This window comes from Nocardioides aequoreus (assembly GCF_000720335.1).
GTDB classification, from domain to species: domain Bacteria; phylum Actinomycetota; class Actinomycetes; order Propionibacteriales; family Nocardioidaceae; genus Marmoricola; species Marmoricola aequoreus.
Window position 1 is genome coordinate 610824 of record NZ_JOJN01000002.1, and the last position, 24674, is coordinate 635497.

The following is a 24674-nucleotide window of genomic DNA, read 5'->3' on the forward strand; positions in this document are numbered from 1 at the left end:
GTCACTCCCTGGCACGCGCGGCGCCAGGGAGTGACCTCTCGGGCGTCAGGGAGTGACGTCTCGCGCGACGGCGGGGGTGACCTCGGCGTTGGAGCCGGAGACGGTGCCGCCGAAGTACATCTGCGCGATGTCGGAGTCACCCAGGATCGAGGCGGCGTCGCGCTGGGTGACGACCTTGCCCGACTCCATCACGATGCCGTCGGTGGCCATGCGCATCCCGAAGCGCACGTTCTGCTCCACGATGAGGATGGTCTTGCCGCTCTGCTGGAGCACCATCACCGAGTCGTAGAGGGTCTGCAGCGCCTTGGGGTCCAGGCCGAGCGACGGCTCGTCGAGCAGCAGCAGGACGGGGTCGAGCATCAGCGAGCGGGCGAACTCCACCATCCGGCGCTGTCCTCCGGAGAGGTTGCCGGCGTTGTCGCCCGCGCGCTGCGCGACGATCGGGAAGAGTGCGGCCACCTGGTCGTAGCGCTCGCGCACGAGCACCTTGTCGCGCCGGATGATGTAGGCGCCGAGCAGCACGTTCTCCCGCACGGTCATGCCGGGGAAGAGCGCGTTGGACTGCGGCACCTGCGAGATGCCGCGCTCGAGGATCTCCGCGGCACCGCACTGGTGGATCGGCTCGCCCTGCAGGTGCACCTCGCCGAGCCGCGGGCTCAGCAGGCCGCTGATGGTCTTGAGCACCGTCGACTTGCCGGCACCGTTGGGCCCGACGATGCAGGCGACCGAGCCGTGCCCGACCGAGATGTCGACCCCCTGGAGCACGTCGCCGCCGCCGTAGCCGGCGATGACGCCCTTCATGGTCAGCATCGGCGTGGTCTCGCTCATGAGGTCCTCTCCTCGAGCACGAAGTCGTCGCCGAGGTAGGCGTCGATGACGGCGGGGTCGCGCTGGATCTCCTCCGGCGTGCCCGAGGCCATGGTGCGGCCGCGGGCCAACACGTGCACGGGGTCGCAGAGACCCAGCACGAAGGGCATGTTGTGCTCCACCAGCAGGAAGGTCTTGCCGTAGGAGTTGAGCTCGCGGATCATCTCGCCCATCCGCTCGATCAGCACCGGGTTGATGCCGCCCGCCGGCTCGTCGAGCAGGATCACCTTCGGGTCGAGCATCAGGATCTGGGCGAGCTCGACCAGCTTCTGCTGGCCGTAGGAGAGGGCGTGGGCCTGCTGGTCGCGGAAGGCCCGCATGCCGACGAACTCCAGCAGCTCCTCGGCCGCCCTCGCCTCGGCGCCGCTGACGGCGACCTTGCCGAGCTGGCGGACCGAGAAGGTGCGCTGCACCGCCACGACGTTCTCCAGCACCGTCATCTCGCGGAAGAGCCGGGTGGTCTGGAAGGTGCGACCGAGACCGCGGTGCGCCCGCTCCCACGACGGCAGCCCGTCGATGCGCTGGCCGTCGAGCCAGATCTCGCCGTCCTCGGCCTTGATGGTGTCGTCGATGAGGTTGAAGATCGTGGTCTTGCCCGACCCGTTGGGCCCGATCAGCCCGGTGATGGAGCCCTCGGGCACCGCGAACGACGCCCCGTCGACCGCCTTGACACCGCCGAAGTGGCGCTTGAGGCCCTTGACCTCGAGGATCGCGCGGTCCGGGATGTCGGCGCGGTCGACGAGGTGCACGCGGTCGGTGATCGAGGCGAGGCTGCCGCCGGTGCCGATGCGCGCCCCGACGAGCCCCGCCTTGCCCGACGCCCGCCGCCGGGTCACCAGCGACCGGATGGTCGGGAGGATGCCCTTGGGCAGGAAGATCACGACCGCGACGAGCAGGCCGCCGAAGAGGAAGAGCCGGATGTTGCCGCCGCCCCACTCGTTGTTGGCGGTCTCGGAGAGGTACTCGATGAGGAAGGCGCCGAGGACCGGTCCCCACAGGGTGCCCTTGCCGCCGATGAGCATGGAGAGCACCAGCTGCACGCTCAGCAGGATGCCGAACATGCCGCGCGGGTCGATGAAGGTCAGGTAGTAGCCGTAGACGGCGCCGGCCATGCCGACGAAGACGGCGCTGGCCATGAAGGCGATGATCTTCTCGGTCGGCAGGTTGATGCCGATGGTCGCGGCCTTGCTCTCGTCCTCGCGGATCGCGATCAGGCCCATGCCCAGCTTGGTCCGGCGGATCTGCCAGGTCATCAGCAGCTGCAGCCCCAGGATGCCGACCAGCACGTAGTAGAAGGGCAGGTTGGCGATGTCGCGGTCCCAGTCGGGCAGCGGCAGCGTCAGGCCGTTGGTGCCGTTGGTCAGCGACTTCCAGTTGACCGCGATGACCTGCACCAGGAAGAGGAAGGCCACCGTGATGATCACGAAGGCCGGGCCGCTCGAGCGCAGCGAGACCAGCCCGAGCACCAGGGCGACGACCGCGGCCACCAGCCCGGCGAGCGGCACCCACACCCACGGGTTGGAGTCGGGCAGCTTGGTGCACATCACGCCGATCGTGTAGCCGCCGAGGCCGATGAAGGCGCCCTGGCCGAGCGAGATGTAGCCGGCGAAGCCGCTGATGATGTTGAGCCCGCTCGCGCCGACGGCGAAGACCAGGCTCAGGATGATCATGTTCTGGTAGTAGACGTCGTCGCTGAGCAGCGGGAAGGCCACCAGCAGCAGCCCGGCGACGGCCGCGATCCCGCGGCCGACCCACAGCAGCGGGTCGGTGCCGCGGCTCGGCGAGGTCTGCGGTGCCGCGTCGGCAGTGGTCGTGTCACTCATGTCGCGACGGCGTCCTCTCGGAGTCGGGTGCCCATCAGGCCCTGCGGGCGCACGAGCAGCACCGCGAAGACGATGGCGTACGGCACGGCAGTCGCCCAGGCGGGCGACCAGTAGGTCGCGGTGAAGGTCTCGGCCAGGCCGAAGAGCACCGCGCCGAGCACCGCGCCGTTGAGGCTGCCCAGCCCGCCCAGCACCACGATCGCGAGCAGCCGGGCGATCCAGGTGTAGTGCGAGCCCGGGACGAAGGGGTAGAGCACGCCGGTGATCGCACCGGCCGCCCCCGCCGCCGCGATGCCCAGGGCGAAGACCAGGGCGGCCACGGCAGCCACCTTGATGCCCACGAGCTCCGCGGAGGCGGGATTGCTGGCGGCCGCGCGGATGGCCCGGCCCAGCCACGACTTGGTCAGCACCAGCCACAGCAGGCCGAGCACCACGATCGCGATCAGGCCGCCGTACACCTGGGCCTTGGGCAGGAACACCCCGCCCACCAGGAACGACTGGTCGACGTACGACGGCCGGATCGCGGTCGAGTTGTTGCCCCAGATCTCGCCCATCGCCCCCTCGAGCACGAGCGCCAGCCCGAAGGTCAGCAGCACGGTCGAGGCCATCGGCGCCGTCCGGATCGGTGAGACGACCACCTTGTAGGTGAGCCAGCCGAGCGCGAACACGATGGGGGTGGTGATGAAGATGCCCAGCAGCGGGTCGATGCCGAACGCCTCCCACACCCAGTAGGTGATGAAGGCCGCGAGGATCACGAACGCGCCGTGCGCGATGTTGATCACCTTCATGACCCCGAAGATCAGGGTCAGCCCGCTGGCCGCGAGGGCGTAGACACCCCCCAGCAGCAGGCCGAGGGCGAGGGTCTGGAGCAGCTCGGTCATCAGCCGGCGCCGCCCGGCTGCCAGCCCAGCTTGATCTCGGCGGTGGCGACGTCCTCGGGCAGCACGATCTCCGGGACGCCGTCCTGCCACTGGCCGATCAGGAAGTCACCGGTGGGCGAGCCGTCGTCGTTCCACGACAGGTCGCCGAGGATCGTCTCGACCTCGTTCTCACGCAGCCAGTCGGCCAGCGCGGTCTGGTCGTCGATGCTGCCGACCGCCTCGACGGCCGCCTGGAGCACCTGACCGGCGGCGTAGCCGTCGGCGGCGTCCTCCGGGACCTCGCGGGTGCCGAACATCTCCTCGTACTTGTCGACGAACTCCTGGTTGCCGGGGCTGTCGGCCTCGGGCGAGTGGCTCACGCCGAAGGTCACGCCCTCGGTGTTCTCCGCGCCCACGGACTCCTCGTACTGCTGCCGGAAGGACGGCGCATTGGTCTGGAAGAGCACGTCGGGGGTGAAGTCGGCCTTGAGCATCGCGCGGGTCATGCCGATGCCGTCCTCGAACTGCGCACCGTGCACCACCATGTCGGGGTCGGCGCTGCGCATCGAGGAGACCAGCGAGTCGAAGTTCTTGGTGTCGATCGCGTAGGTCTCGCTGTAGACCGTCTCGATGCCGGCCTCCTCGAGGATCTCCCGCATGCCCTCGACCACCGGCATCGCGAAGGGGTCGTCGAGCGTGGGGTACGCCGCCGTCTTGGGCCGCTCGGCCTCCGGCAGGCCGGCGATGTACTCGGCGAAGAGCAGGCCCTGGCGGTCGGCCGTGGACTGCTGGGCGAAGAAGAGGTACTCGAAGCCACGGCTGAAGAGCTCGGGCGAGCCACCGGCCGGCTCGACGTAGAGCATCTGGTTCTTCTCCGCGACGGCCGACGCGGGCAGGTTGAGCAGCGAGGAGAAGGTCCCGAGGAGGAGGTCCACCCTGTCCTGGCTGATCAGCGCGTTGTAGTCGGCGACGATGGTGTTCTGGTTGGAGGCGTCGTCCTTGACGATGAGCTCGACCTCGCGGTCGAGCAGGCCGCCGGCCTCGTTGACCATCTCGACCCACACCTCGTAGCCCTCGTTGGCGGCCTTGCCGGGCTGGGAGAACTCACCGGTGAGCGGCAGCGACGAGCCGATGCGGATGGGGTCGTCGGAGTCCGAGCCGCCCGAGTCGCCGCCGCTTCCGCACGCGGCCAGCGTGGCTGCCAGCACACCGGTCATGGCCAGGGCCGCGCCCCGGCGGGACAATGAGTGGGACATCTTTCCTCCTCGTGGTGCCGCAAACGATTGCGGGCTTCGCAGTCTTGTGAACGACGCCACACCGTGTCAAGCGTCACACCGCAACGAACCGATCACGCCGTCCCAGCGGCAGGGGTGGATCAGACCGGTTGCGCGCCGGACTCTTGCAAACGGTTGTGGCAGCCGCGATGCTCACGATCCATGACCCCGAGCGCGACCCCACCAGCCGCCGACCCACGCGACACCCACGACACGCCCCAGCGCGCCGAGGTGCTGGTGGTGGGCGCGGGACACAACTCGCTGGTCTGCGCGGCGTACCTCGCGCGGGCGGGCCTCGAGGTCGTGGTGCTGGAGTCCGAGCCGTCGCTCGGCGGCAACACCCGCACCGAGGCGCTGACGCTGCCGGGCTTCTCGCACGACTCGTGCAGCAGCGCCCACGTGCTGATCCAGAACAACCCGCTCGTGCGCGACGACGAGCTCGGGCTGGTGGCCGACCAGGGGCTGCGCTACCTGACCACCGACCCCGCCGTGGTGATGCCGCAGGACGACGGCGACCTGCTGGTCATGCGGCCGGACCTCGCGGCGACCACCGCCGAGCTCGCGCGGTGGTCCAGCGCCGACGCCCGTGCCTTCGAGCTCATGGTCGCCGAGTGGCGTGGCGGCCTGGGCGCGGCGCACGGACGCTGGAGCTCGCACCTGCCGCAGCCCGACGACGACGACACGCGGCGCTACCTGGAGCTGCGGCGCCGCAGCGCCTGGGACGTGGTGCACGAGCGCTTCGAGCACCCCGTCGTGCGCTCCTTCGTGCTGTGGCTGGCGATGGCGACGATCCAGGACCCGCGGCGCCCCGGCACGGGCTTCCTGCCCTCCTCGCTCGCCGTGGGGCGCCTCGACCACGGCTGGACCACCCCCGTCGGCGGTAGCCAGGCCCTGCCCGACGCGCTGGTGAGGGTGATCGAGGCGCACGGCGGCCGGGTGGTGTGCGACGCGGCGGTGGCCCAGGTGCTCACCGACGGCGAGCGGGCGCACGGCGTACGGCTGGCGGACGGTCGGGAGCTGCGCGCCGACCTGGCCGTCGTCGCCGGCAGCCACCTCGCCCGGCTGGCCGGCATGGTCGAGGGCGCCGCGCCCGGTGCCGACCTCGTCGAGGCCCGCGACCGGTGGCGGCCGGGGCTCAGCGTGCTCGCGGTGCACGCCGCGCTCCGCGGCGACCTCGGCTTCGGGCCCGACGGGCTGGCCAGCGCGGCCGCCGGACTGGGCACGGCCGAGGGGTTCGCCCGGCAGCTCGACCGCTTCGCCGCGGGCGAGGCCGACACCGAGGACCCGTGGCTGCTCGTGGTCAACCAGAGCGTCGTCGACCCCAGCCGCCGTCCGGACGCCGGCGGCGGCACCTTCAAGATCCTCACGATCGCCCCCGAGCAGCTCTCCGGGGGTCGCTCCTGGGCCGGCGAGAAGGACGCGGTCGGCGAGCGGCTCGTCGAGCTCGTGCGCCGCCGCTGCCGCGGCCTCGAGGTCGACGACATCCTCGCGATGCGCACGGAGTCGCCGCTCGACGTCGCGGCGCACAACCCGCAGAACCTCGGCGGCTCCTGCCACGGCGGCGAGTTCGTGCCGCCGTCCGGGGCGACCGACGACGAGGTGCTGGCCGGCTGGCAGCGCTACGACACCGACCTGCCCGGCCTCTTCCTCACCGGCTCGACCACGCACCCGGGCGGCTCGGTCTCGGGACGTCCCGGCCGCAACGCCGCCCGCACCGTGCTCACCTCCCTCGGCCTCGACCCCCGCCTCGTCATGGGCACCACCTGACCCGGCGCGTGCCTACGCCGACCCGGCGCGTGTGCGCGCACACGCGCCGGGTCGACGAGCAGCAGCGCCGGGTCAGCGGGCCAGGAGAGCGGCGAGGGCCTTCTCGGTGTCGCGGACGACGCGGGGGGCGTCGACGTCGAGGAGCCGGCCTCCCCGCTTGCGCACCTTGCCGTCGACGATGACGGTGTCGACGTTCTCCGCACCCGCCGCGAGCGCGAGCAGGTTGGGCACGTCGGTGCGCGGGGCCGTCGCGACGTCGCGGCTGCGCACCAGCACGATGTCGGCCCGCTTGCCGGGCGTCAGCGAGCCCACGACGTCGCCAAGCCCGAGGCTCCGGGCCCCGTCGATGGTGGCCATCTGCACGATCCGCCGGGTGTTGACCGAGAGCTCCTGCTCGGAGACGCCACGGTGCAGCCCGGTCGCGAGCCGCATCACCGCCCAGAGGTCGGCCGAGCCCACCAGCGACATCGTGTCGACCGACAGCGTGAGCAGCACGTCGCTGGCGACCATGTCGCGCACCGGCGCGATGCCGTAGCCGATCAGCAGCTCCGAGTACGGCGAGACGCTCACCGACGCGCCCCGCTCGCGCACGACCGCGCGCTCGGCCTCGGAGGTGTAGAGCGCGTGGATCAGCTGCGTGTCGGGCGTGAGCATGTCCTGCTCCCCCAGCTGCCGGATCATGCCGATCGCGCCGTGGGCGCGGGTCGAGTTGGCGTGGTAGCTGACGGGGATGCCGAGGTCGCGCGCGGCGTCGTACTCCGGGCGGAAGACGGACTCCGCCACGAGCCCCGGCGGCCGGCCGGCGAGCCCGAGGTGCATCAGCGGCAGCCGGCGCGAGTCGAACCACTGCCGCTTGACCCGGGCGATGTCGTCGAGGTCGATCAGCGAGGTCGCCGGGTGGCCCTGCGGGGTGCCGTAGGAGAAGCGGCCGCGCAGCCCGACCTCGCGGTGCGCCTTGAGGTTGGCGTCGGCGTGGGCCGGCGTCCGCAGGTTGTGCGACCAGTCGTTGACCGTGGTCACGCCGGTGTTGAGCGCATCGACCAGGGCGAGCCTGGCCCCGTGGTAGAGGTCGCCCGGGGTCGCCTTGGTGCCCAGTCGCACGTTGAGCGCGAAGTACGCCGTGTCGGCGGACGTGCTCGACATCGACCGGAAGAGCGTCGTCCACAGGTGCCAGTGGGTGTCGACCAGCCCGGGCATCGCGATCATCCCGTCGGCCGGGATCCGGGGACCGCGCCCGCGCAGCCGCTTGCCGACCGCGACGATCTTGCCGTCGCGCACGTGCACGTCACCGTCGACGACGTCGCCGATGGTGGGGTCCATCGACAGCACGTAGGCGCCGGTGAGCACGTACTCGCGGTGCCGCCACCCGGTGGCGTACGCCGGTGCCGCCGCCGTCGCGGCCCCTCCGACGCCCACCGCGCCCGCGGCCGCCACGCCGCCCAGCACCGATCTCCTGCTCATCTCCATAGGGTCCTCCTCATCGAGGCCTCCGGCACCCCGACGGCGCCGACGTAGGGGTGGGTCCGAGACTCAGGCGAGCAGCCGCACGGGGTGCTCGAGCAGCTCGGTGAGCACCGCCAGCCAGCGCGCGGCCAGCACGCCGTCGACGGGGCGGTGGTCGACCGAGAGCGTCAGGGTCATCACCTGACCGGGCACGACGCCCCCGCCCTCCACGACGGGGGCCTCGCGCACGGCCCCCACGGCCAGGATCGCGGCGTGGGGCGGGTTGATGATCGCGGCGAACTCCTCGACGCCGTACATGCCGAGGTTGGTCACGCTGATGGTGCCGCCCTCGAGCTCCTCCTGCCGCAGCCGGCCCTCGCGGGCGCGGCCGGCGAGGTCGCGCACCCGCTCGGCCACGGCGGTGACGCTCAGGGAGCCCACGTCGCGCACCACCGGGGTGAGCAGGCCGCGGTCGGTCGCGACGGCCACGGCGACGTCGGCGCGCTCGTGCAGCACGGTCGCGTCGTCGGTCCACTCGGCGTTCATCTCCGGCACCCGGCGGTGGGCGGCCGCCACGGCCTTGAGGACGAGGTCGTTGACCGAGATCCGGCTGCCGCCGCCCGCGTCCGTCCCCTCATTGACCTCCGCCCGCAGCGCGAGCAGCCGCTCGGCACGCACGGTGGCACGCAGGTAGAAGTGCGGGGCGCTCTGCTTGCTCTCGGTGAGCCTGGCGGCGATCGCGCGGCGCAGCCGGGTGTGGGGCACCTCGGTGGTGCCGCCGGCCGCCGCGGGAGCGGGCGCCGCGGGCGGCGCGACCTCCGCTGCCGCCGGGGCGGCGCGCGCGGCCCGGGCGACCTCGACGTCGCGGCGCAGGATGCGCTGCCGCGGTCCGGTGCCCGTGATCTCCGCCAGCGGGATGCCGGCGTCCTTGGCGAGTTTGCGCGCGAGCGGGCTGGAGAAGATCCGACCCGCCCGAGATGCTGCGCCATCCGCCCCAGATGCTGCGCCATCCGCCTGAGATGCCGGCATCTGAGGCGGGTCGGCGGGCATCTCGGGCGGCTCGACGACCGGCGCGCCGGACCCGGGGTCGACGGCGGGGGCGTCGGGCAGGTCGGGGACGTCGCGGCGCTCGGGCTCGGCCACGGGCGTCGGGCCGGTGACGCCGAGCTCGCGCAGCAGGGCGTCGAGGTCGGCGACGGTCTCGCCGGCCGCCGCGAGCACGGCGATCGGCGCGCCCACCTCGACCTGGGAGGAGGGCGGCACGAGCGTCTTGAGCACGGTGCCCGCCGTCTCGGCCTCGACGTCGACCAGCGCCTTCTCGGTCTCCACCGTGGCCAGGGTGTCGCCGACGGCGAAGTCGGCGGCCTCGGCCACCAGCCAGTCGGCGAGCACGGCCTCGGTGGCGTTGGCGGCCACCTCGGGCATCCGCAGGACCCAGGCCATCTCAGTACCTCGCGATCTCGGCCAGCGCGGCGCCGACCTCGTCGGCCTGGGCGATGGCCGCGCGCTCGAGCACCTTGCTGATGCTGGGCGAGGCCTCGCCGCCGGTGACGCGGCGCACGGGTGCGTCGAGCAGGTCGAAGAAGCGTCGCTGGATCTCGTCGGCGAGCCAGCCGCCGTACGACGTGCCGACGGCGCCCTGCTCGGCGATCAGCACCTGGTTGGTCTTGGCCAGCGAGGCCTCGATCGTCTCCCAGTCGATGCTGGCGCGGTCGAGCCAGCGCAGGTCGATCACCTCGGCGTCGACGTCGTCCTGGGCGGCGACCGCCTCGAGCACGTACGACGTCATCGCCAGGTAAGTGAGGATCGTGACGTCGCCGCCCTCGCGGCGTACCGCCGCCTTGCCGACCGGCAGGCAGTAGTCGAGGTCGTCGACCGGCCCCGGCCCGGTGGAGCCGTAGAGGTCGACGTGCTCCAGCACGACCACGGGGTCCTCGCAGCGCAGCGCGGTGTTCATCAGCCCCACGTAGTCGTACGGCGTCGACGGCGCGACGATGCGCCAGCCGGGCTGGGTGGCGAAGACGCCGGCGGGGTCCATCGAGTGCTGCGAGCCGTAGCCGGTGCCCATGGCGACCTTGCTGCGCAGCACGAGCGGGACGCCGCCGGTGCCGCCGTACATGTGACGCGCCTTGCCGACCTGGTTGAAGAGCTGGTCGGCGGCGACCCACATGAAGTCGGCGTACATGAACTCCACGACGGGCCGGGCGCGGCCGTCGAGCGCGATGCCGCAGGCGAGGCCGGTGAAGGCGTTCTCGCTGATCGGCGTGCCGAGGACGCGACCGGGGTGGCGGTCGGCGAGCCCGCGGGTGGCGCCGTTGGTGCCGCCGTTGAGGCGGTGCACGTCCTCCCCCATGACCACGACGCCCGGGTCGGTCTCCATGCGCCGGTCCATCACCCGCGCGACGGCCTCGATGAAGGGGGTGTCGCGCACCTCCACCTCGTGGCCCACGCCGGTGACCAGCGGGGCGTCGTCGAGCTCGCCGAGGTCGCCGCGCACGCCGACGTCGACCCAGGAGGCGTCGGGCCACTCCGAGGGCCGGATCCGCTGCTGGCCGGGCTTGCCCCCGGGCAGCGGCTCGAGCAGCTCGCCGGCCACCTCGGCCATCACGGCCTTGGCCTGCGCGAGGGCCGCGTCGGTCTCCTCCGCGCTCAGCAGGCCGCGGCGCTGCAGGTGCCCGGCCGTCTGGGTGAGCGGGTCGCGGGCGCGCCAGGCCTTCTCCTCGGCCTTCTCGCGGTAGCCGAAGGCGCTCCCCGCGAAGCCGCCGTTCTGGTGGAAGAAGCGGTAGGTGTCGGCCTCGACCACGGCCGGGCCCCTGCCCGCCCGCATGTGGGCGACGGCCTCGCTCATCGCCAGGTACGTCGCCAGCGGGTCCATGCCGTCGACCTTCCAGCTGGCGATGCCGAAGCCGGGGCCGCGGCCCGAGAGCCGGGGCTCGCCGGTGGCCTCGTGCACCGAGGTCGACACGGCGTACTGGTTGTTCTCGATGAAGAAGCAGACGGGCAGCGACCAGGCCGCGGCGAGGTTCATCGTCTCGAGGGTGGAGCCGATGTTGACCGCCCCGTCGCCGAAGTAGGTCACCGAGACGGCGTCGGTGCCGGAGAAGCGGTGCGTCCACGCGAAGCCGGCCGCCTGCGGCACGCCGCCGCCCACGATCGCGTTGGTGCCCATGGCGCCCGCGGCCTTCCACTGCAGGTGCATTGACCCGCCGCGCCCGTGGCTCCAGCCGCGGTCGAGGCCGCAGATCTCCGCGAGGGTGCGCAGCAGGACCTCGCGCAGCTCCTCGTCGGGGGCGGCCAGGGGGTCCAGGCCCTTGGGGGCGAGGTGCTGCAGCGCCTTGGCGAGGAACTGGTGGTGGCCGCGGTGCGAGCCGTTGACGGTGTCGGCGGTGCCGAGCGTGAGGGCCGACCCGACCGCGCCGCCCTCCTGGCCGATGCTGGAGTGGGCCGGCCCGTGGATCAGCCCGGCGCCGGCGAGGTCGAGCACCTGCTGCTCGAAGGCGCGGATCCACACCAGCTGGGCGTACGCCGCCCGCAGCAGGTCGGGGTCGGCGGCGTCCCAGTCAGCCTCCGTCGCGACCACCTCGACCCACGGCACGTCCGGGGTCAGCGGGCTGTGCTGGGGCATGGGGGCTCCTCCTGGGGCTGGCGGGCGTCGCCGTCGGTCCGTGACGTCACCCGGCACCTTGCCACGGATTGGATCCAACTTCCAGAGTTCGTGGTGGTGGACGTCACACGTGGAGGCGTGCGAGGCTGGCCCCGGAGTATGGATCGGATCCGAAAGGGGACGTCGTGGCACTGCCCGGCCTGCGCCGCATGGACCACGTCGGCTTCACCGTGCCCGACCTCGACGAGGCGGAGCGCTTCCTGGTCGACGTGCTCGGCTGCGAGTACCTCTACTCCCTGGGGCCCTTCTCCCACGGCGACTCCGACTGGATGACGACCCACCTCGGCGTCCACCCGCGCGCGGTGATGCGCAACCGCTGGTACCGCGTCGGCGACCAGGCGGTCTTCGAGGTCTTCGGCTACGAGTCGCCCGACCAGCGCGGGGCCGAGGAGGCGATGCCGCGCAACAGCGACGTCGGCGGCCACCACGTCGCGCTCTACGTCGACGACCTCGACGCGGCGGTCGCGCACCTGGTCGAGGCCGGCGTGGAGGTCTTCGACGGGCCGACCGCGAGCCGCGGCCCGGCCCTGGGCAACCGGTGGATCTACTTCCGCACGCCCTGGGGGATGCAGATGGAGCTGGTCTCCTACCCCCACGGCAAGGCCTTCGACCTCGAGCAGCAGGGGCAGGATGCGCCCCATGACTGACGGCGTGAGCAGCACCCGCGTGGCGGCGTACCTGCGCGAGGCGATCCTCTCCGGCGAGCTGGCCCCCGGGGCGCGGATCCGGCAGGAGGACGTCGCCGAGCGGCTCGGGGCGAGCCGGCTCCCCGTGCGCGAGGCGCTGCGGATCCTCGCGGCCGACGGACTGGTCGAGCACGAGGCCCACAAGGGCGCCCGCGTGCCGCGGCTCTCGCAGCACGAGGTCGACGTGGTCTACCGGATGCGCGAGCGCCTGGAGCCGATCGCGATCGTCGAGAGCATGCCGCACCTCGACGACGGGGCCCACGAGCAGCTCGAGGAGGTGCAGCGCCGCATCGAGGACAACACCGACGTCGAGAAGTTCCTCGACCTCGACCGCGAGTTCCACATGCTCACCTACAGCGGCTGCCACGTCGACACGCTGATGACCGTCGTGACCCGGCTGTGGAACTCCACCCAGCACCACCGCCGCACCTACCTGGCCCTGGCCGGGCACCGCGCGATGTGGGCGGTCAACGCCGAGCACCGGCTGATCCTCGACGCCGTGCGCCGCGGCGACGCCGACGACGCCGAGCGCTACCTCGGCGGCCACATCCGGCGCACCCGCATCGAGCTCTCGCACCACCCCGAGGTCTTCCGGTGAGCGCCCCGTGACCGAGCTGCAGGTCAACGGCGAGACCGTCGCGGTCGACGCCGACGGCGAGACCCCGCTGCTGACGGTGCTGCGCGACGAGCTCGGGCTGGTCGGCTCGCGCTTCGGCTGCGGGCAGGGGCTGTGCGGGGCCTGCGTGGTGCGGCTCGGTGACGCCGTGGTGCCGGCCTGCGACACCCCGCTGTGGCAGGCCGAGGGCCAGCCGGTCACCACCGTCGAGGGCCTGGCCCGCGACGGCGTCCCGCACCCGGTGCAGCAAGCGCTGATCAACAGCCAGGCGGCCCAGTGCGGCTACTGCGTCTCGGGCATCGTCGTGGCCGCCGCCGCGCTGCTCGAGCGGGAGCCCGACGCCGACGCCGACCGCGTCGCCGAGGCGCTCGACCGGCACCTGTGCCGCTGCGGCGCCCAGCGGCGCATCGTGGCGGCGGTGCTCGCGGCCCGGGGGTCGGCGTGACCCTGCCGCCCCACGTCGTCGCCAACCCCCGCCTCGGCACCTGGCTGCACGTCGCCGACGGCGTGCTGCACGTGCAGGTGGGCAAGGTCGAGCTCGGGCAGGGGATCCTCACGGCGCTGCAGCAGCTCGCCGCCGATGCCCTCGGCGTGCCCGTCGGCGACGTGCGCATGGTCGCCGCCCACACCACCCACGGTCCCGACCAGGGCGTCACCGCGGGCAGCCTGTCGGTGCTGCAGAGCGGTCCCGCCCTGCGCCACCTCGGCGGCGTCGTGCGCGCGCTCGCCGGCCCGGTCGACGAGGGGTACGTCGCCCGGGTCGCGGCCCTCGACCCGGCCACCGACCTCACCGCCGTCACGCCCGCGCCGCCGCTGCCCGCCCGCGCCGTCGGGTGCGACGTACCCCGCGCCGACCTGCCCGACAAGGTGCTCGGCCGGCCCCGCTACCTCACCGACCTGCGGCCCGACGGCCTGCTGCACGGGCGCGTGCTGCGCCCGCCGCGACCCGGCGCGCGGCTCGCCTCCGTCTCCGACTGGGTGCCGGGGCTGGTCCGCGACGGCTCCTTCGTCGGCGTCGTCGCCGACCGGGAGGCCGATGCCGACCGCGCGCTCGAGTCCCTGCGCCGGGCCTGCACCTGGGAGGGCGGCTCCGCGCTCCCCGACGAGGACCACCTGCCCGACTGGCTGCGCGCTGGCGAGCACGAGGTGGTCGAGGTGCTCGACGAGGGCGCCGGCGCCCCGACGCACGCCGCGTCGTACTCCAAGCCCTTCCTGGTGCACGCCTCCATCGCGCCGAGCGCCGGCATGGCGCGCTGGGACGACGCCGCGGCGGGCCCGCTCCTACGGGTGTGGAGCCACAGCCAGGCCGTGCACGCGCTCCGCGACGCCCTCGCGACCACCCTGGGACTGACCGCGGAGCAGGTGGAGGTGCAGCACGTCGAGCACGCCGGCTGCTACGGCCACAACGCCGCCGACGACGCCGCGCTCGACGCCGCCCTCCTCGCCCGCGCCCACCCCGGTCGCCCCGTCCTGGTGCGCTGGAGCCGGGGTGACGAGCTCACCTGGGCGCCGCTGTCGCCCGCGATGACGGCCACGCTGGGGGCCACCGTCGAGGGCGGCCGGATCACGTCGTGGAGCCACGAGACTTGGAGCCTGGGCCACAGCGCCCGCCCGGGCTACCGCGGCGCCCCCGGTCTGCTAGCAGGCGCCCACCTCGCCGACCCCGTGCCGCTCCCGCCGTCCACCGACCCGCCCGCCGCGGCGGGGCACGGCAGCATGCGCAACGGCGTGCCGACGTACGACGTCGGCACGCGACGCGTCGTCGGCCGGCGCAAGGTCGACTCCCCGCTGCGCACCTCCGCGATGCGTGCGCTGGGGGCCTACCTCAACGTCTTCGCCATCGAGAGCTTCCTCGACGAGCTCGCGCTCGAGGCGGGTGCCGACCCCCTCGACTTCCGGCTCGCCCACCTCGCCGACGAGCGCGCCCGCCACGTGCTGCGGGAGGCGGCGCGGCTCGGCGGCTGGGGCGAGGCGCTCCCGGAGGGCCACGGGCGCGGCCTCGGCTTCGCGCGCTACAAGGACCGGGGCGCCTACTGCGCCGTCGTGGCGCAGGTCGAGGCCGAGGCCGACGTGCGCGTACGCCGCCTCACCGTCGTCGCCGACGTCGGCCTGGCCGTCGCGCCCGAGGGGGCGCGCAACCAGCTCGAGGGCGGCGCCGTGCAGGCGACCAGCTGGACGGTCAGGGAGCGGGTGCGCTTCGACCGCACCCGGATCACCAGCGACGACTGGGAGTCCTACCCGATCCTGCGCTTCGCCGAGACCCCCGAGGTGGCGGCGCACCTGGTCGGCACCGACGCGCCCTCCGTGGGGGCGGGCGAGGCGGCCCAGGGCCCCACGGCGGCCGCCATCGCCAACGCCGTGCACGACGCGCTCGGGGTGCGCGTGCGAGACCTCCCGCTCGACGCGGCCGCCGTCGTCCGGGCCATCGAGAGCACCTAGGAGACCCCATGCCCCGGATCAGCTACGTCCCGATGGACGCCATGACCCCGTCGATGCGCGCGGAGATGGAGCGCTGCGCCCGTGAGGGCACGCCGCGCCCCGAGAGCAGCGCCGTGCGCGCGCACGCACCGGAGGTCTTCGAGACCTTCACGGCGTACTGGGAGGCGACCTTCCGCACCGGCGAGCTCGACCACGCGACCAAGGAGCTCGCGCGGCTCTACATCACCCGCACCACCAACTGCCAGTTCTGCGGCAACCAGCGCTCCTCGACCGCCGGCCTCCCGGAGTACGCCGACGACGACCTGCTCAACTTCGAGGGCTCCGAGCACTACGACGAGCGCCAGAAGGCCGCCCTGGCCTACGCCCAGGCGATCGCCTGGGGCGAGCAGGACCTCGACGGGCTCTGGGGCCGGCTGCACGAGCACTTCTCCGAGCGCGAGCTCGTCGAGCTCGGCTGCTTCGTCGCCCTCACCTTCGGCCAGCAGAGCTGGATCCGGCTGCTCGGCATCGGCCACCAGGAGTACGCCGTGGCGGGCATCGAGTCCGACGCCGGCCTCGCCCCCGGCGCCGCGCGCTAGCTCCGACTCACCCGGACCGCCCGCCCACCCCTCCGGGTGGTCGAGGAAGGCGCGCGGCCCACCCCTCCGGGTGGTCGAGGAAGACGCGCAGCGCCTGTCTCGAGACCCGGCGAGACGGGTGGGGCGCGGTGGGCGGACGGCGGACGGGGTCTCGAGACGGTCGCTGCGCGACCTCCTCGACCACCCGGCGGCGCTGGGCGACCTCTCCCCCGCGTGGGTCAGCGCTCCTCGCGGAAGTCGACGTGGCGCCGGACGCGGGCGTCGTACTTGCGCAGGACGAGACGGTCGGGGTCGTTGCGGCGGTTCTTGCGGGTCACGTAGACCGAGCCGGTGCCGGCCGTGGAGCGCAGCCTCACGACCGGGCGGACGTCGGAGCCCTTGCGCGCCATCAGACACGCTCCCCGCGGGCCAGCAGGTCGGCGACCACGGCGTCGATGCCGCGGGCGTCGACGACCTTGATGCCGCGAGCGGAGAGGCGCAGCGTCGCGTGGCGACCCAGCGACGGCACCCAGTAGCGCTTGCGCTGCAGGTTGACCTCGAAGCGGCGCTTGGTGCGGCGGTGCGAGTGGGAGACGTGGTGGCCGAAGCCGACGCTGCGGCCGGTCACCTGGCAGGTGGCTGACATGGCACTCCTTCTGGCATCATGAGAATGATTCTCATTGTACTCGACAGGAGGGCACATGCAGCAGGGCATCCATCCCGACTACCGACCCGTCGTCTTCCGCGACCGCTCCGGCGGCCTGCGGCTGCTCACCAGGTCGACGCGCACCAGCGACGAGACCGTCGAGCTCGACGGCAGGACCTACCCGGTGGTCGACGTCGACGTCTCGAGCGCCAGCCACCCCTTCTGGACCGGCCGCGGGCGCGTCGTCGACACCGAGGGCCGGGTGCAGGCCTTCGAGCGGCGCTACGGCAGGAGCGGCCGATGAGGACGCCCGTCGTCCTGGTCACCGGCGTCGACCCCGACGCGATGGCCGCGACGATGGTGGGGCTGCAGTTCGACCTGCCGCACGCCGTCGCCGTGCAGCACCGCATCGACCCGGAGCGCTCCGAGCTCACCCGCGTCGTCAGCGACCTCAGCGGCGTCGTGGAGCGCGAGGTGATCGACCTCGCGCACGCCTGCGTCACCTGCGCGATCCGCGAGGACGTGCTCCCCACGCTGGAGCGGCTGGCGGCGGACGGGCGTTGGAGCACCGTCCTGGCGCACCTCCCCGTCGGCGCCGAGGCGGCCCAGGTCTGCCACGTGCTGGCGCTCGACACGGTGCTGGCCCGCCGGCTCCGCGTCAGCGCGGTCCTGGCTGCGGTCGAGGGGCCCGGCGTGGAGGACGACCTCCTCGGCGACGACCTGCTGGCCGAGCGTGGGCGGCACAGCTCGGAGGACGACCGGCGCGGCCTCGGCGAGGTGGCCGCCGCGATGGTGGAGCACGCCGACCTGGTCGTCACGCACGGCACGGCGAGCCCGGCCGCGACCGAGCTGCTGGCGGCCCTCGCGCGTCCCGGGGTCGAGGTGGTCGAGGGCACCGAGCATCTCGAGCCGACCGCACTGGTCGCCGACCTGCACCGGCACGACCGCACCCAGGCGTGGGTCGCGCCCGTGCGCGCCGCCGAGCTGCCGCTGACACGCTTCGAGCACGAGTGGCGCCTCGACCTGGTCTCGCCGATGCCCTTCCACCCGCACCGGCTGCTCGACGACATCGAGCGGCTCGGCACGGGCCGCCACCGCTCCCGCGGCTGCTTCTGGCTGCCGACCCGCCCCGACCGGGTCTGCACCTGGGACGGCGCCGGCGGCCAGCTCAGCATCGGCAACACCGAGCCCTGGGGACGACGTACGCCGCTGACCCGGATCGTGCTGACCGGTCTCGGCAGGCCGCCCTTCGAGCTGGCCGACGCCTTCCGCTCGATGCTGCTCAGCCACGACGAGGCGGTCGCCGACGACCGCTGGCAGACCACCTACGACGGGCTCGAGCCGTGGCTGGGCCCGATCCCCGACGCCGCCTGACGCACACCGATCCCCACTCCGAGGAGACCCCATGGCCGTCCCCAAGCGACGTACGTCGCGCAGCAACACCCGCCACCGCCGCTCCCAGTGGCGGGCCAGCGCCCCCGACCTCGTGCCGGTGCGCGTCGACGGACGGGAGCACCGGGTGCCCCGACGCCTCGTCAACGCCGTCCAGCGAGGCTTGATCGACCCCGAAACGGGTCGGAAACTCAGTCAGGACGCGACTCGCGGGGTGGGTGGTGCCCGATGAAGGTCCGCAACTCGCTACGGTCACTGAAGAACCAACCCGGCTCGCAGGTGGTCAAACGCCGCGGCCGGCTCTACGTGATCAACAAGCGCAACCCGCGTTTGAAGGCCCGACAGGGCTGAACCCGAGCGAAGGAGCTCCCCATGAACAAGTCCCAGCTGCGTGACGCCGTCGCCGAGCACGCCGGTCTCACCAACGCCGACGCCGAGCGTGCCCTCGACGCCGTCCTGACCGCGGTGACGACCGCGGTCGCCGGTGGCGACAAGGTGACGCTGCCCGGCTTCGGCACCTTCGAGGCCCGCGAGCGCAGCGCCCGCACCGGCCGCAACCCCCAGACCGGCGAGGAGATCCAGATCGCCGCGTCGAAGGCCCCGGCCTTCAAGGCGGGCACGGCCTTCAAGAACGCCGTCAACAGCTGACGCACCCCGTCACGCACGAGACCCCGGACGCGCTCGCGTCCGGGGTCTCGTCGTTGCGGTGGAGGACTCACCACTCCACGGCGACGTACTTGCTCTCCAGGTAGTCGAGCATCCCCTCGTGGCCGCCCTCGCGGCCGATCCCCGACTGCTTGGTGCCGCCGAACGGCGCCGCGGGGTCGGAGACCAGGCCGCGGTTGAGCCCGACCATGCCCGCGTCGAGCGCCTCGCTGACGCGCAGGCCGCGCGCGAGGTCCCGGGTGTAGACGTAGGACACCAGGCCGTACTCCGTGTCGTTGGCCATCGCGATCGCGTCGGCCTCGTCGGTGAAGGTGATGATCGGCGCCACCGGCCCGAAGATCTCCTCGCCGAGGATCTCCGCGCCCCGCGGCACGTCGAGCAGCACGGTGGGCTCGTAGTAGTAGCCCTCGCGGTCGGGCCGGCTGCCGCCGACGACGACGCGCGCCCCCGCCGACACCGCGCCTCGCACCAGATCGTCGACCTTGGCGGCCGACTCGTCGTTGACGAGCGGCCCCACCTGGGTGGCGTCGTCGGTGCCGGGCCCGACCACCAGCGCCGACATCCGCTCGGAGAGCCGGCGGCTGAACTCCTCGGCCACGTCGGCGTGCACGTAGAAGCGGTTGGCGGCCGTGCACGCCTCGCCCGCGTTGCGCATCTTGGCCACCATCGCGCCCTCGACGGCGGCGTCGAGGTCGGCGTCGTCGAGCACCAGGAAGGGCGCGTTGCCGCCCAGCTCCATGGAGCAGTTGACCACCTGGTCGGCGGCCTCGCGCAGCAGCACCCGGCCGACCTCGGTCGAGCCGGTGAAGGAGAGCTTGCGCACCCGCGGGTCGTGCAGCATCGCCGAGACGACCGCGCCCGAGCGACGTGCGGGGAGCACGTTGACCACGCCCGGCGGGACGCCGGCGTCGGCCAGGATCTGCGCCATCAGCAGCGCGGTGAGGGGCGTGTCGCTGGCGGGCTTGAGCACCACGGTGCAGCCGGCGGCCAGGGCGGGGCCGATCTTGCGGGTGGCCATCGCGGCCGGGAAGTTCCACGGCGTGACGAGCACCGCGATGCCGACCGGCTGGTGCAGCACCACGATCTTGTTGGCCCCGGAGGGCGCGGTCATCACCGTGCCGGCCGCGCGCACGGCCTCCTCGGCGTACCAGCGGAAGAACTCGGCGGCGTACGCCGTCTCGCCGCGCGCGTCGGGCAGGGCCTTGCCGTTCTCCAGCGAGATCAGGTGCGCGATCTCGTCGGCGCGTGCGGTCATCAGCTCGAAGGCACGGCGCAGGACCTCGGCGCGCTCGCGGGGCGAGGTCGCCGCCCAGCCGGCCGCCGCGGCGTCGGCCGCCTCGACGCACGCCATCGCGTCGTCGACGGTGCCGTTGGCGACGCTGGTCAGCACCTCGCCCGTGGCGGGGTCGAGCACGTCGAAGCGGCCGCCGTCGGAGGCGGGCACCGACGCACCGCCGACCCAGAGGTCGAGCGGCAGGTCGTAGATCTGGTCGAGGGAGAAGTCACCCATGGTGCTGCCTCTCGGTAGGGGCTAGTACGGATTGGTGACGACGAGCTCCTGCGCGGGGAAGAGCGTGAGCACCACGGGACCGTCCTCGGTGATCACGATCTCCTCCTCGATGCGCGCGGCGGAGACGCCGTCGGAGGCGGGGCAGTAGGTCTCCAGGGCGAAGACCATGCCGACCTGGAGCTCGATCGGCTCCTTCATCGAGTTCAGCCGCGAGATGATCGGGCGCTCGTGGAGCCCCAGGCCCAGGCCGTGGGCGAACTGCAGCCCGAAGGCCTCCATCTCGCTGCCGAAGCCGAACTCCTCGGCCGCAGGGAGCAGCGCCGCGACCTCGTCGGTGCCGACGCCCGCCTTGATGCCGTCGATGCCGCGGTCCATCCACTCCCGCGCCCTGGTGTAGGCGTCGCGCTGCGCCGGGGTCGAGCTGCCGACCGCGAAGGTGCGGTAGTAGCAGGTCCGGTAGCCGTTGTAGGAGTGGATGATGTCGAAGAAGGCCTGGTCGCCGGGCCGGACCAGCCGGTCGGTGAAGTTGTGCGGGTGTGGGTTGCACCGCTCGCCCGAGATCGCGTTGACGGCCTCGACCTGGTCGGAGCCCATCTCGTAGAGCCGCTTGTTGGCGTGGGCGACGATCTCGTTCTCCCGCACGCCGGGCTTGAGCATCTCCACGATGTCCTGGTAGACGCCGTCGACCATGGCCGCGGCCTGGTTGAGCAGCACGATCTCGTCGTGGCTCTTGATGCAGCGGGCGTCGAGCATCAGCTGCTGGGCGTCGACGACGCGCAGGCCCTGCCGCTCCATCTCGAAGAGGAAGGGCGGCTCGACGATGTCCATGCCCACCGGCATGTCGGCCAGGCCCTGCTCGACGAGCAGCGACTTGATCTCGGCGACGGCGTCGGCCATCAGCCCGACGGTCGGGGCCACGGCGCCGCGGAAGCCGAGGAAGCCGGCGCGGTAGTGGTCGTCGGGCACCCACTGGCTGTACTTCTTGTGGTGCTTCACCGCCGACCCGAAGTCCCACAGGATCGGGTCCTCGCCCCGCCGCAGCAGCGCGTAGCGGATCATCTTGTCGCCGAGGGCGCCGCCGATCCAGGTCTGCGTGGTGTAGCGGATGTTGTAGAAGTCGAAGAGCAGGAAGGCGCCGCACTCGCTCGACTCCAGCGCCGCCTTCGCGCGGCCGAGCCGGTAGTCGCGCAGCCGGGCGAAGTCGACCCGCTCCTCGTAGTCCACCGCCATGTGGCCCGGTGCCGGGAGCGGCGCGGGCTGCGTGGCTGGTGCCGGACGGTCGTCCATCACGCCTCGCCCGATCCTGGGTCCGCCGCGGACAGCCCGTCGTCGACCGCGACGTTCTCGGGCTCGAGGGTGATGCCCGACAGCGCGGCCTGCTGGTCGAGCAGGATCGCGAAGTCCTCGGTCACGCGCCCGCTGCTGACGGTGCCCTGCACGGCGGCGGCGGTCGCCGCGCACACCGGCATCGGCACGTCGAGCTCGTGGGCGGCCGCGAAGCCGAGGTCGAAGTCCTTGCGCAGCAGGATCGGGGTGAAGGTCGGCGTGTAGTCGAGGTTGACGAAGGCCGGGCTCTTGTAGCGGGTGAAGACCGAGCCCATCACCGAGTTGTTGAGGAACTCCAGGAAGGCGTGGCGCGGCATGCCGCCCTTCTCGGCGAGCACGGTGATCTCGGCGAGGGTCTGGGTGACGACGCCGAGCATCAGGTTGTGCGCGATCTTGGCCAGGCGGGCGACGTCGCCGTCGCCGACGTACGTCGCCCCCTTGCCGAGGTGCTCGAGCAGCGGCGCGACCTTGAGGTAGGTCTCCTCGGGACCCGAGACGACCAGGCTGAGGCCACCGGCCAGCACGACCTTGCCGTTGCCGCTCACAGGGGAGGCCAGGAAGTCGACCCCGCGCTCGGCGCAAGCCGCCCGCATCGCCGCCGAGCTCTCGGTGGAGACGGTGGAGCAGTCGACGACGGCGCCGGGCACGTGGTCGGGGTCGGCCAGCAGGCCGCCCTCGCCGGTGAGCACCTGCTCGAGGTCGGCGGGCGTCGAGACCATGGTGAAGACGACGTCGTGGCCGCGGAGGTCCGCGATCGTGTCGGCCACGGCGCAGCCGACGTCGGTGAGGGCCTCGGCCTTGGCCCGGGTGCGGTTCCAGACGGTCACGTCCTCGCCGGCACGCGCCAGCCTCGTCGCCATCGCGGCGCCCATGCGGCCGGCGCCGATCCAGCCGACACGGATGCTGCCGGGGGTGTGGGTGTGCGCGGTCATGAGCCGTCCTTCGTGTCGGTGGGCGGTGGGGTGGTCAGGTGTGCGGCGAGCCAGTCGGCCGTGCGGGGGCGGTGCCAGGGAGCGACGTTGGCGCAGCCGTGGTTGCCGTCCTCGAGCATGAGGACCTCGACGGGGCCGGCGACGGCGTCCCGCAGCCGCTCGGCGTTGCGCCAGGGGATCAGCCGGTCCTGGCGTCCGAAGACGATCAGCAGCGGCGCGACGAGGTCGGCGGCGACGTCGGTCATGGAGAGCGTGTGCGCGATCGCCCGCGCCTCGTCGTCGGTCTCGGCCCCCGAGCGCACCCGGAAGGTGTCGCGGGTCAGCTGCGGCAGTCCGGGCCAGCAGTCGCCGAAGTCGAAGGGGCCGGCCAGCGAGACGCAGGCCTTGGCCCGGTCGCCGAGCGCGGCCGCCACGCGAGGGGAGTAGTAGCCGCCCAGGCTGACGCCCCACACCCCGAGCCGGTCGCGGTCGATGCCGGGGATCTCGCCGAGCGTCTCCCAGAGGACCTCGGCCACGGGGGCCCAGTCACCGCGGATCGGCAGGTCGTACTCCGCCTCGCCCTGGCCGGGTCCGTCGATCGCGAAGGTCGCGAGGCCGCGGGCCAGGAAGGTCTCCTCCGTGGAGCGGAGCTCCTCCTTGGTGGAGTCGAGGCCCGGCAGCAGCACCACGACGGGGTGGGGGCCCTCACCCTCGGGCAGGCGCAGGATCCCCACCAGCCAGCTGCGCTCGAAGGGCATCTCCACCCGACGGCCCGGCGGGTCGAGGTGGGGCAGCGCGTCGTCGAGGCAGGCGACCGCACGCGTGTGGGCGGCCCGCATCTGCTCGAGGTCCTCGACGAAGACGAACTTGCCGAAGTGGTGGTAGACGGCGGCCTGCGCGAGGTGCTCCCCCGCGGACCGGCTGCGACCCTCCGCGAGCGCCTCACGTCCGAGCTGCTCGTGGGCGTCGCCGGCCTCGACCCAGGCCACGCACCAGTCGGACCACTGCTCCACGCCGGCGGTCACGCGCTCGAAGTCGGCGACGGTGACGCCGTTGACCGTGAAGCGCGGACCCCAGTGGGCGATCGCGGAGGCGACCAGCGGGTCCTGGGTCATGGCGACTCCCTCCGTACTCGGCTCCGTACTCGGCTCCGGCTCACTGCAATCGAGTGCAGACTTCCGCAACAGCGGTGGTGGTGTCAAGCAGGGCGCTCCGGCGTGGAGGGGCAGGATCAGGCCGGTGCGTGACGGGTGCAATCGAATGCACTAGCCTCGCGCCTCATGACCTCCGATGTGACCCACGCCACGCCCGGCACGACCGTCCGGGTCGGGTCCTTCACGCCCTCGGTGCTGCTCGCCCTGGCCCAGCGCAACGGCGCCCTCGACCGCGTGCGCCTGCGCGTGCACGAGCGGCCGGTGCCCTCCTCCCCCGCCCAGTTCGCCTCGCTGCGCGACGGCGAGCTCGACGTCGCGCTCACCAGCCCCGACAACGTCCTGGCCTACCGCTTCGCCCCGCGCAACCCGCTCGGCGAGCGGCTCGACGCGACGATCGTGGGGGCCCTCGACCGCGGCACCGGCCTGGCTCTCTACGGCAGGCCCGGGCTCACCGGCCCCGAGCAGCTGCGCGGTGCGACGCTCGGGGTCGACGTGCCCACCTCCGGCTTCGCGCTGGCGATGTACGCCGTCGCGGAGCACCTCGGGGTGCCTCGCGACGCCTACGACCTCACCGCCCTGGGCTCCACCCCCAAGCGGCTCCAGGCGCTGCTGCGCGGCGACTGCGACGCGACGATGCTCAACGCCGGCAACCAGCTCCCGGCGGAGGCCGCCGGCTGCGTCCGGCTGGGGAGCGCCGCGGAGGTCTGCGCGCCGTACCTCGGCACGGTCGTCGCGGTGGTCGGGGAGCGTCACCTCGACGCCGCGAGGCGTCTCACCGCGGCGCTCACGGAGACCGCCGCATCCCTGCTCGACGGCCACCTCGACGGCGAGGCCGTCGAGGAGGCGCAGCGCGTGCTGGGCCTGCCCGCCGACCTCGCCGCGCGCTACGTCGCCGGGCTCCGGGACCCCGACGAGGGCCTGGTGACCGGCCCCGTCGACCGGGCCGCCCTGGCGACCCTGGTCGACCTGCGCCGCCGCTACCTGCCCGAGCCCGACGGCAGCGACCCTCTCGCGCGCGCCCTCGAGCGCGGCTCCGGACTGCTGGACGACGAGCCCGCCGCGTGAGGCGTCCG

At 73.1% G+C, this 24674-nt stretch carries 25 protein-coding genes; 12 read left to right on the forward strand and 13 right to left on the reverse strand.

Features of this window, described 5'->3' with window-relative positions; all coding sequences use genetic code 11:
• Positions 1–45 precede the first annotated feature (45 nt).
• The 4 genes from IG63_RS0105520 to IG63_RS0105535 are packed head-to-tail and all read right to left on the reverse strand — an operon-like array spanning position 46 to position 4806.
• On the reverse strand, positions 46–828 hold the full coding sequence (locus IG63_RS0105520) for an ABC transporter ATP-binding protein (RefSeq protein WP_211249197.1): 783 nt from the start codon (positions 826–828) through the stop codon (positions 46–48).
• On the reverse strand, positions 825–2690 hold the full coding sequence (locus tag IG63_RS0105525; RefSeq protein ID WP_084596668.1) for a branched-chain amino acid ABC transporter ATP-binding protein/permease: 1866 nt from the start codon (positions 2688–2690) through the stop codon (positions 825–827). The genes IG63_RS0105520 and IG63_RS0105525 overlap by 4 nt, the downstream gene beginning before the upstream one ends.
• Positions 2687–3571 carry a branched-chain amino acid ABC transporter permease gene (locus IG63_RS0105530; RefSeq protein WP_030483382.1) on the reverse strand — a complete coding sequence of 295 codons (885 nt, stop codon included), beginning with the start codon at positions 3569–3571 and terminating at the stop codon, positions 2687–2689. Before IG63_RS0105530 ends, IG63_RS0105525 begins: the two co-directional genes overlap by 4 nt.
• Positions 3571–4806 (reverse strand): amino acid ABC transporter substrate-binding protein, encoded by a 1236-nt coding sequence (locus IG63_RS0105535; RefSeq protein WP_030483383.1) that lies wholly within the window; start codon positions 4804–4806, stop codon positions 3571–3573. Before IG63_RS0105535 ends, IG63_RS0105530 begins: the two co-directional genes overlap by 1 nt.
• Before the next feature lie 180 nt (positions 4807–4986).
• Between IG63_RS0105535 and IG63_RS0105540 the strand changes: the two genes are divergently transcribed.
• Positions 4987–6591, forward strand: a complete 1605-nt coding sequence (locus tag IG63_RS0105540; protein ID WP_030483384.1) for a phytoene desaturase family protein — start codon at positions 4987–4989, stop codon at positions 6589–6591.
• Between the two features lie 72 nt (positions 6592–6663).
• On the opposite strand, the gene IG63_RS0105545 is transcribed toward IG63_RS0105540, so the two are convergent.
• From IG63_RS0105545 to IG63_RS0105555, 3 genes are all read right to left on the reverse strand, one after another.
• The gene (locus IG63_RS0105545; RefSeq protein WP_169741760.1) at positions 6664–8052 is read right to left on the reverse strand and encodes an amidohydrolase family protein; all 1389 of its coding nucleotides are present in this window, start codon (positions 8050–8052) and stop codon (positions 6664–6666) included.
• A 69-nt stretch (positions 8053–8121) separates the two neighbouring features.
• Entirely contained in the window at positions 8122–9477 is a 1356-nt protein-coding gene (locus IG63_RS0105550; RefSeq protein ID WP_030483386.1) for a dihydrolipoamide acetyltransferase family protein, read from the reverse strand.
• 1 nt (position 9478) lies between these two features.
• Complete coding sequence (locus tag IG63_RS0105555; RefSeq protein WP_030483387.1) at positions 9479–11659, reverse strand: alpha-ketoacid dehydrogenase subunit alpha/beta; 2181 nt, start codon at positions 11657–11659, stop codon at positions 9479–9481.
• 164 nt (positions 11660–11823) lie between these two features.
• Here IG63_RS0105555 and IG63_RS0105560 point away from each other — a divergent pair, with 164 nt between their 5' ends.
• From IG63_RS0105560 to IG63_RS0105580, 5 genes are read left to right on the forward strand one after another with little or no spacing between them, the layout of a single operon-like run.
• Positions 11824–12345 (forward strand): VOC family protein, encoded by a 522-nt coding sequence (locus tag IG63_RS0105560; protein ID WP_030483555.1) that lies wholly within the window; start codon positions 11824–11826, stop codon positions 12343–12345.
• Positions 12338–12982 carry a GntR family transcriptional regulator gene (locus IG63_RS0105565; protein WP_084596671.1) on the forward strand — a complete coding sequence of 215 codons (645 nt, stop codon included), beginning with the start codon at positions 12338–12340 and terminating at the stop codon, positions 12980–12982. Before IG63_RS0105560 ends, IG63_RS0105565 begins: the two co-directional genes overlap by 8 nt.
• A gap of 7 nt (positions 12983–12989) precedes the next feature.
• Positions 12990–13445, forward strand: a complete 456-nt coding sequence (locus IG63_RS0105570; protein WP_030483389.1) for a (2Fe-2S)-binding protein — start codon at positions 12990–12992, stop codon at positions 13443–13445.
• The gene (locus tag IG63_RS0105575; RefSeq protein ID WP_030483390.1) at positions 13442–15439 is read left to right on the forward strand and encodes a xanthine dehydrogenase family protein molybdopterin-binding subunit; all 1998 of its coding nucleotides are present in this window, start codon (positions 13442–13444) and stop codon (positions 15437–15439) included. Before IG63_RS0105570 ends, IG63_RS0105575 begins: the two co-directional genes overlap by 4 nt.
• A gap of 8 nt (positions 15440–15447) precedes the next feature.
• Complete coding sequence (locus tag IG63_RS0105580) at positions 15448–16017, forward strand: carboxymuconolactone decarboxylase family protein (protein ID WP_051706179.1); 570 nt, start codon at positions 15448–15450, stop codon at positions 16015–16017.
• A gap of 218 nt (positions 16018–16235) precedes the next feature.
• Here IG63_RS0105580 and rpmG read toward each other — a convergent pair whose 3' ends face one another.
• Positions 16236–16406, reverse strand: coding sequence for a 50S ribosomal protein L33 (gene rpmG, locus IG63_RS0105585; RefSeq protein ID WP_030483392.1), 171 nt, complete (start codon positions 16404–16406; stop codon positions 16236–16238).
• Positions 16406–16642 (reverse strand): 50S ribosomal protein L28, encoded by a 237-nt coding sequence (gene rpmB / locus IG63_RS0105590; protein ID WP_030483393.1) that lies wholly within the window; start codon positions 16640–16642, stop codon positions 16406–16408. Before rpmB ends, rpmG begins: the two co-directional genes overlap by 1 nt.
• 55 nt (positions 16643–16697) lie before the next feature.
• Here rpmB and IG63_RS0105595 point away from each other — a divergent pair, with 55 nt between their 5' ends.
• The 5 genes from IG63_RS0105595 to IG63_RS0105605 are packed head-to-tail and all read left to right on the forward strand — an operon-like array spanning position 16698 to position 18682.
• Positions 16698–16946, forward strand: coding sequence for a type B 50S ribosomal protein L31 (locus IG63_RS0105595; RefSeq protein WP_030483394.1), 249 nt, complete (start codon positions 16698–16700; stop codon positions 16944–16946).
• The gene (locus IG63_RS0105600; RefSeq protein ID WP_030483395.1) at positions 16943–18016 is read left to right on the forward strand and encodes a GTP-binding protein; all 1074 of its coding nucleotides are present in this window, start codon (positions 16943–16945) and stop codon (positions 18014–18016) included. The genes IG63_RS0105595 and IG63_RS0105600 overlap by 4 nt, the downstream gene beginning before the upstream one ends.
• A gap of 31 nt (positions 18017–18047) precedes the next feature.
• Complete coding sequence (rpmF, locus tag IG63_RS22035; RefSeq protein WP_084596674.1) at positions 18048–18266, forward strand: 50S ribosomal protein L32; 219 nt, start codon at positions 18048–18050, stop codon at positions 18264–18266.
• Positions 18263–18385, forward strand: a complete 123-nt coding sequence (gene ykgO, locus IG63_RS22040) for a type B 50S ribosomal protein L36 (protein ID WP_084596677.1) — start codon at positions 18263–18265, stop codon at positions 18383–18385. Before rpmF ends, ykgO begins: the two co-directional genes overlap by 4 nt.
• Before the next feature lie 21 nt (positions 18386–18406).
• Complete coding sequence (locus tag IG63_RS0105605) at positions 18407–18682, forward strand: HU family DNA-binding protein (RefSeq protein ID WP_030483396.1); 276 nt, start codon at positions 18407–18409, stop codon at positions 18680–18682.
• Positions 18683–18749: 67 nt separating this feature from the next.
• Here IG63_RS0105605 and IG63_RS0105610 read toward each other — a convergent pair whose 3' ends face one another.
• From IG63_RS0105610 to IG63_RS0105625, 4 genes are read right to left on the reverse strand one after another with little or no spacing between them, the layout of a single operon-like run.
• Entirely contained in the window at positions 18750–20210 is a 1461-nt protein-coding gene (locus tag IG63_RS0105610) for an NAD-dependent succinate-semialdehyde dehydrogenase (RefSeq protein WP_030483397.1), read from the reverse strand.
• A gap of 21 nt (positions 20211–20231) precedes the next feature.
• Positions 20232–21497 carry a M24 family metallopeptidase gene (locus tag IG63_RS0105615; protein ID WP_051706180.1) on the reverse strand — a complete coding sequence of 422 codons (1266 nt, stop codon included), beginning with the start codon at positions 21495–21497 and terminating at the stop codon, positions 20232–20234.
• On the reverse strand, positions 21497–22468 hold the full coding sequence (locus tag IG63_RS0105620) for an NAD(P)-dependent oxidoreductase (RefSeq protein ID WP_030483399.1): 972 nt from the start codon (positions 22466–22468) through the stop codon (positions 21497–21499). Before IG63_RS0105620 ends, IG63_RS0105615 begins: the two co-directional genes overlap by 1 nt.
• Positions 22465–23562, reverse strand: a complete 1098-nt coding sequence (locus IG63_RS0105625; RefSeq protein WP_051706181.1) for an alpha/beta hydrolase family protein — start codon at positions 23560–23562, stop codon at positions 22465–22467. The genes IG63_RS0105620 and IG63_RS0105625 overlap by 4 nt, the downstream gene beginning before the upstream one ends.
• A 165-nt stretch (positions 23563–23727) precedes the next feature.
• Between IG63_RS0105625 and IG63_RS0105630 the strand changes: the two genes are divergently transcribed.
• A complete protein-coding gene (locus IG63_RS0105630) occupies positions 23728–24666 on the forward strand; it encodes an ABC transporter substrate-binding protein (RefSeq protein ID WP_157210040.1) in 939 nt (312 codons plus the stop codon).
• Positions 24667–24674 lie beyond the last annotated feature (8 nt).

Coding starts and splice junctions, on each gene's coding strand:
- IG63_RS0105520 (WP_211249197.1), bottom strand. CDS start 828: ATGAGCGAGACCACGCCGATGCTGACCATGAAGGGCGTCATCGCCGGC.
- IG63_RS0105525 (WP_084596668.1), bottom strand. CDS start 2,690: ATGAGTGACACGACCACTGCCGACGCGGCACCGCAGACCTCGCCGAGC.
- IG63_RS0105530 (WP_030483382.1), bottom strand. CDS start 3,571: ATGACCGAGCTGCTCCAGACCCTCGCCCTCGGCCTGCTGCTGGGGGGT.
- IG63_RS0105535 (WP_030483383.1), bottom strand. CDS start 4,806: ATGTCCCACTCATTGTCCCGCCGGGGCGCGGCCCTGGCCATGACCGGT.
- IG63_RS0105540 (WP_030483384.1), top strand. CDS start 4,987: ATGACCCCGAGCGCGACCCCACCAGCCGCCGACCCACGCGACACCCAC.
- IG63_RS0105545 (WP_169741760.1), bottom strand. CDS start 8,052: ATGAGCAGGAGATCGGTGCTGGGCGGCGTGGCGGCCGCGGGCGCGGTG.
- IG63_RS0105550 (WP_030483386.1), bottom strand. CDS start 9,477: ATGGCCTGGGTCCTGCGGATGCCCGAGGTGGCCGCCAACGCCACCGAG.
- IG63_RS0105555 (WP_030483387.1), bottom strand. CDS start 11,659: ATGCCCCAGCACAGCCCGCTGACCCCGGACGTGCCGTGGGTCGAGGTG.
- IG63_RS0105565 (WP_084596671.1), top strand. CDS start 12,338: ATGACTGACGGCGTGAGCAGCACCCGCGTGGCGGCGTACCTGCGCGAG.
- IG63_RS0105580 (WP_051706179.1), top strand. CDS start 15,448: ATGCCCCGGATCAGCTACGTCCCGATGGACGCCATGACCCCGTCGATG.
- rpmG (WP_030483392.1), bottom strand. CDS start 16,406: ATGGCGCGCAAGGGCTCCGACGTCCGCCCGGTCGTGAGGCTGCGCTCC.
- rpmB (WP_030483393.1), bottom strand. CDS start 16,642: ATGTCAGCCACCTGCCAGGTGACCGGCCGCAGCGTCGGCTTCGGCCAC.
- IG63_RS0105595 (WP_030483394.1), top strand. CDS start 16,698: ATGCAGCAGGGCATCCATCCCGACTACCGACCCGTCGTCTTCCGCGAC.
- IG63_RS0105600 (WP_030483395.1), top strand. CDS start 16,943: ATGAGGACGCCCGTCGTCCTGGTCACCGGCGTCGACCCCGACGCGATG.
- rpmF (WP_084596674.1), top strand. CDS start 18,048: ATGGCCGTCCCCAAGCGACGTACGTCGCGCAGCAACACCCGCCACCGC.
- ykgO (WP_084596677.1), top strand. CDS start 18,263: ATGAAGGTCCGCAACTCGCTACGGTCACTGAAGAACCAACCCGGCTCG.
- IG63_RS0105605 (WP_030483396.1), top strand. CDS start 18,407: ATGAACAAGTCCCAGCTGCGTGACGCCGTCGCCGAGCACGCCGGTCTC.
- IG63_RS0105610 (WP_030483397.1), bottom strand. CDS start 20,210: ATGGGTGACTTCTCCCTCGACCAGATCTACGACCTGCCGCTCGACCTC.
- IG63_RS0105615 (WP_051706180.1), bottom strand. CDS start 21,497: ATGGACGACCGTCCGGCACCAGCCACGCAGCCCGCGCCGCTCCCGGCA.
- IG63_RS0105620 (WP_030483399.1), bottom strand. CDS start 22,468: ATGACCGCGCACACCCACACCCCCGGCAGCATCCGTGTCGGCTGGATC.
- IG63_RS0105625 (WP_051706181.1), bottom strand. CDS start 23,562: ATGACCCAGGACCCGCTGGTCGCCTCCGCGATCGCCCACTGGGGTCCG.
- IG63_RS0105630 (WP_157210040.1), top strand. CDS start 23,728: ATGACCTCCGATGTGACCCACGCCACGCCCGGCACGACCGTCCGGGTC.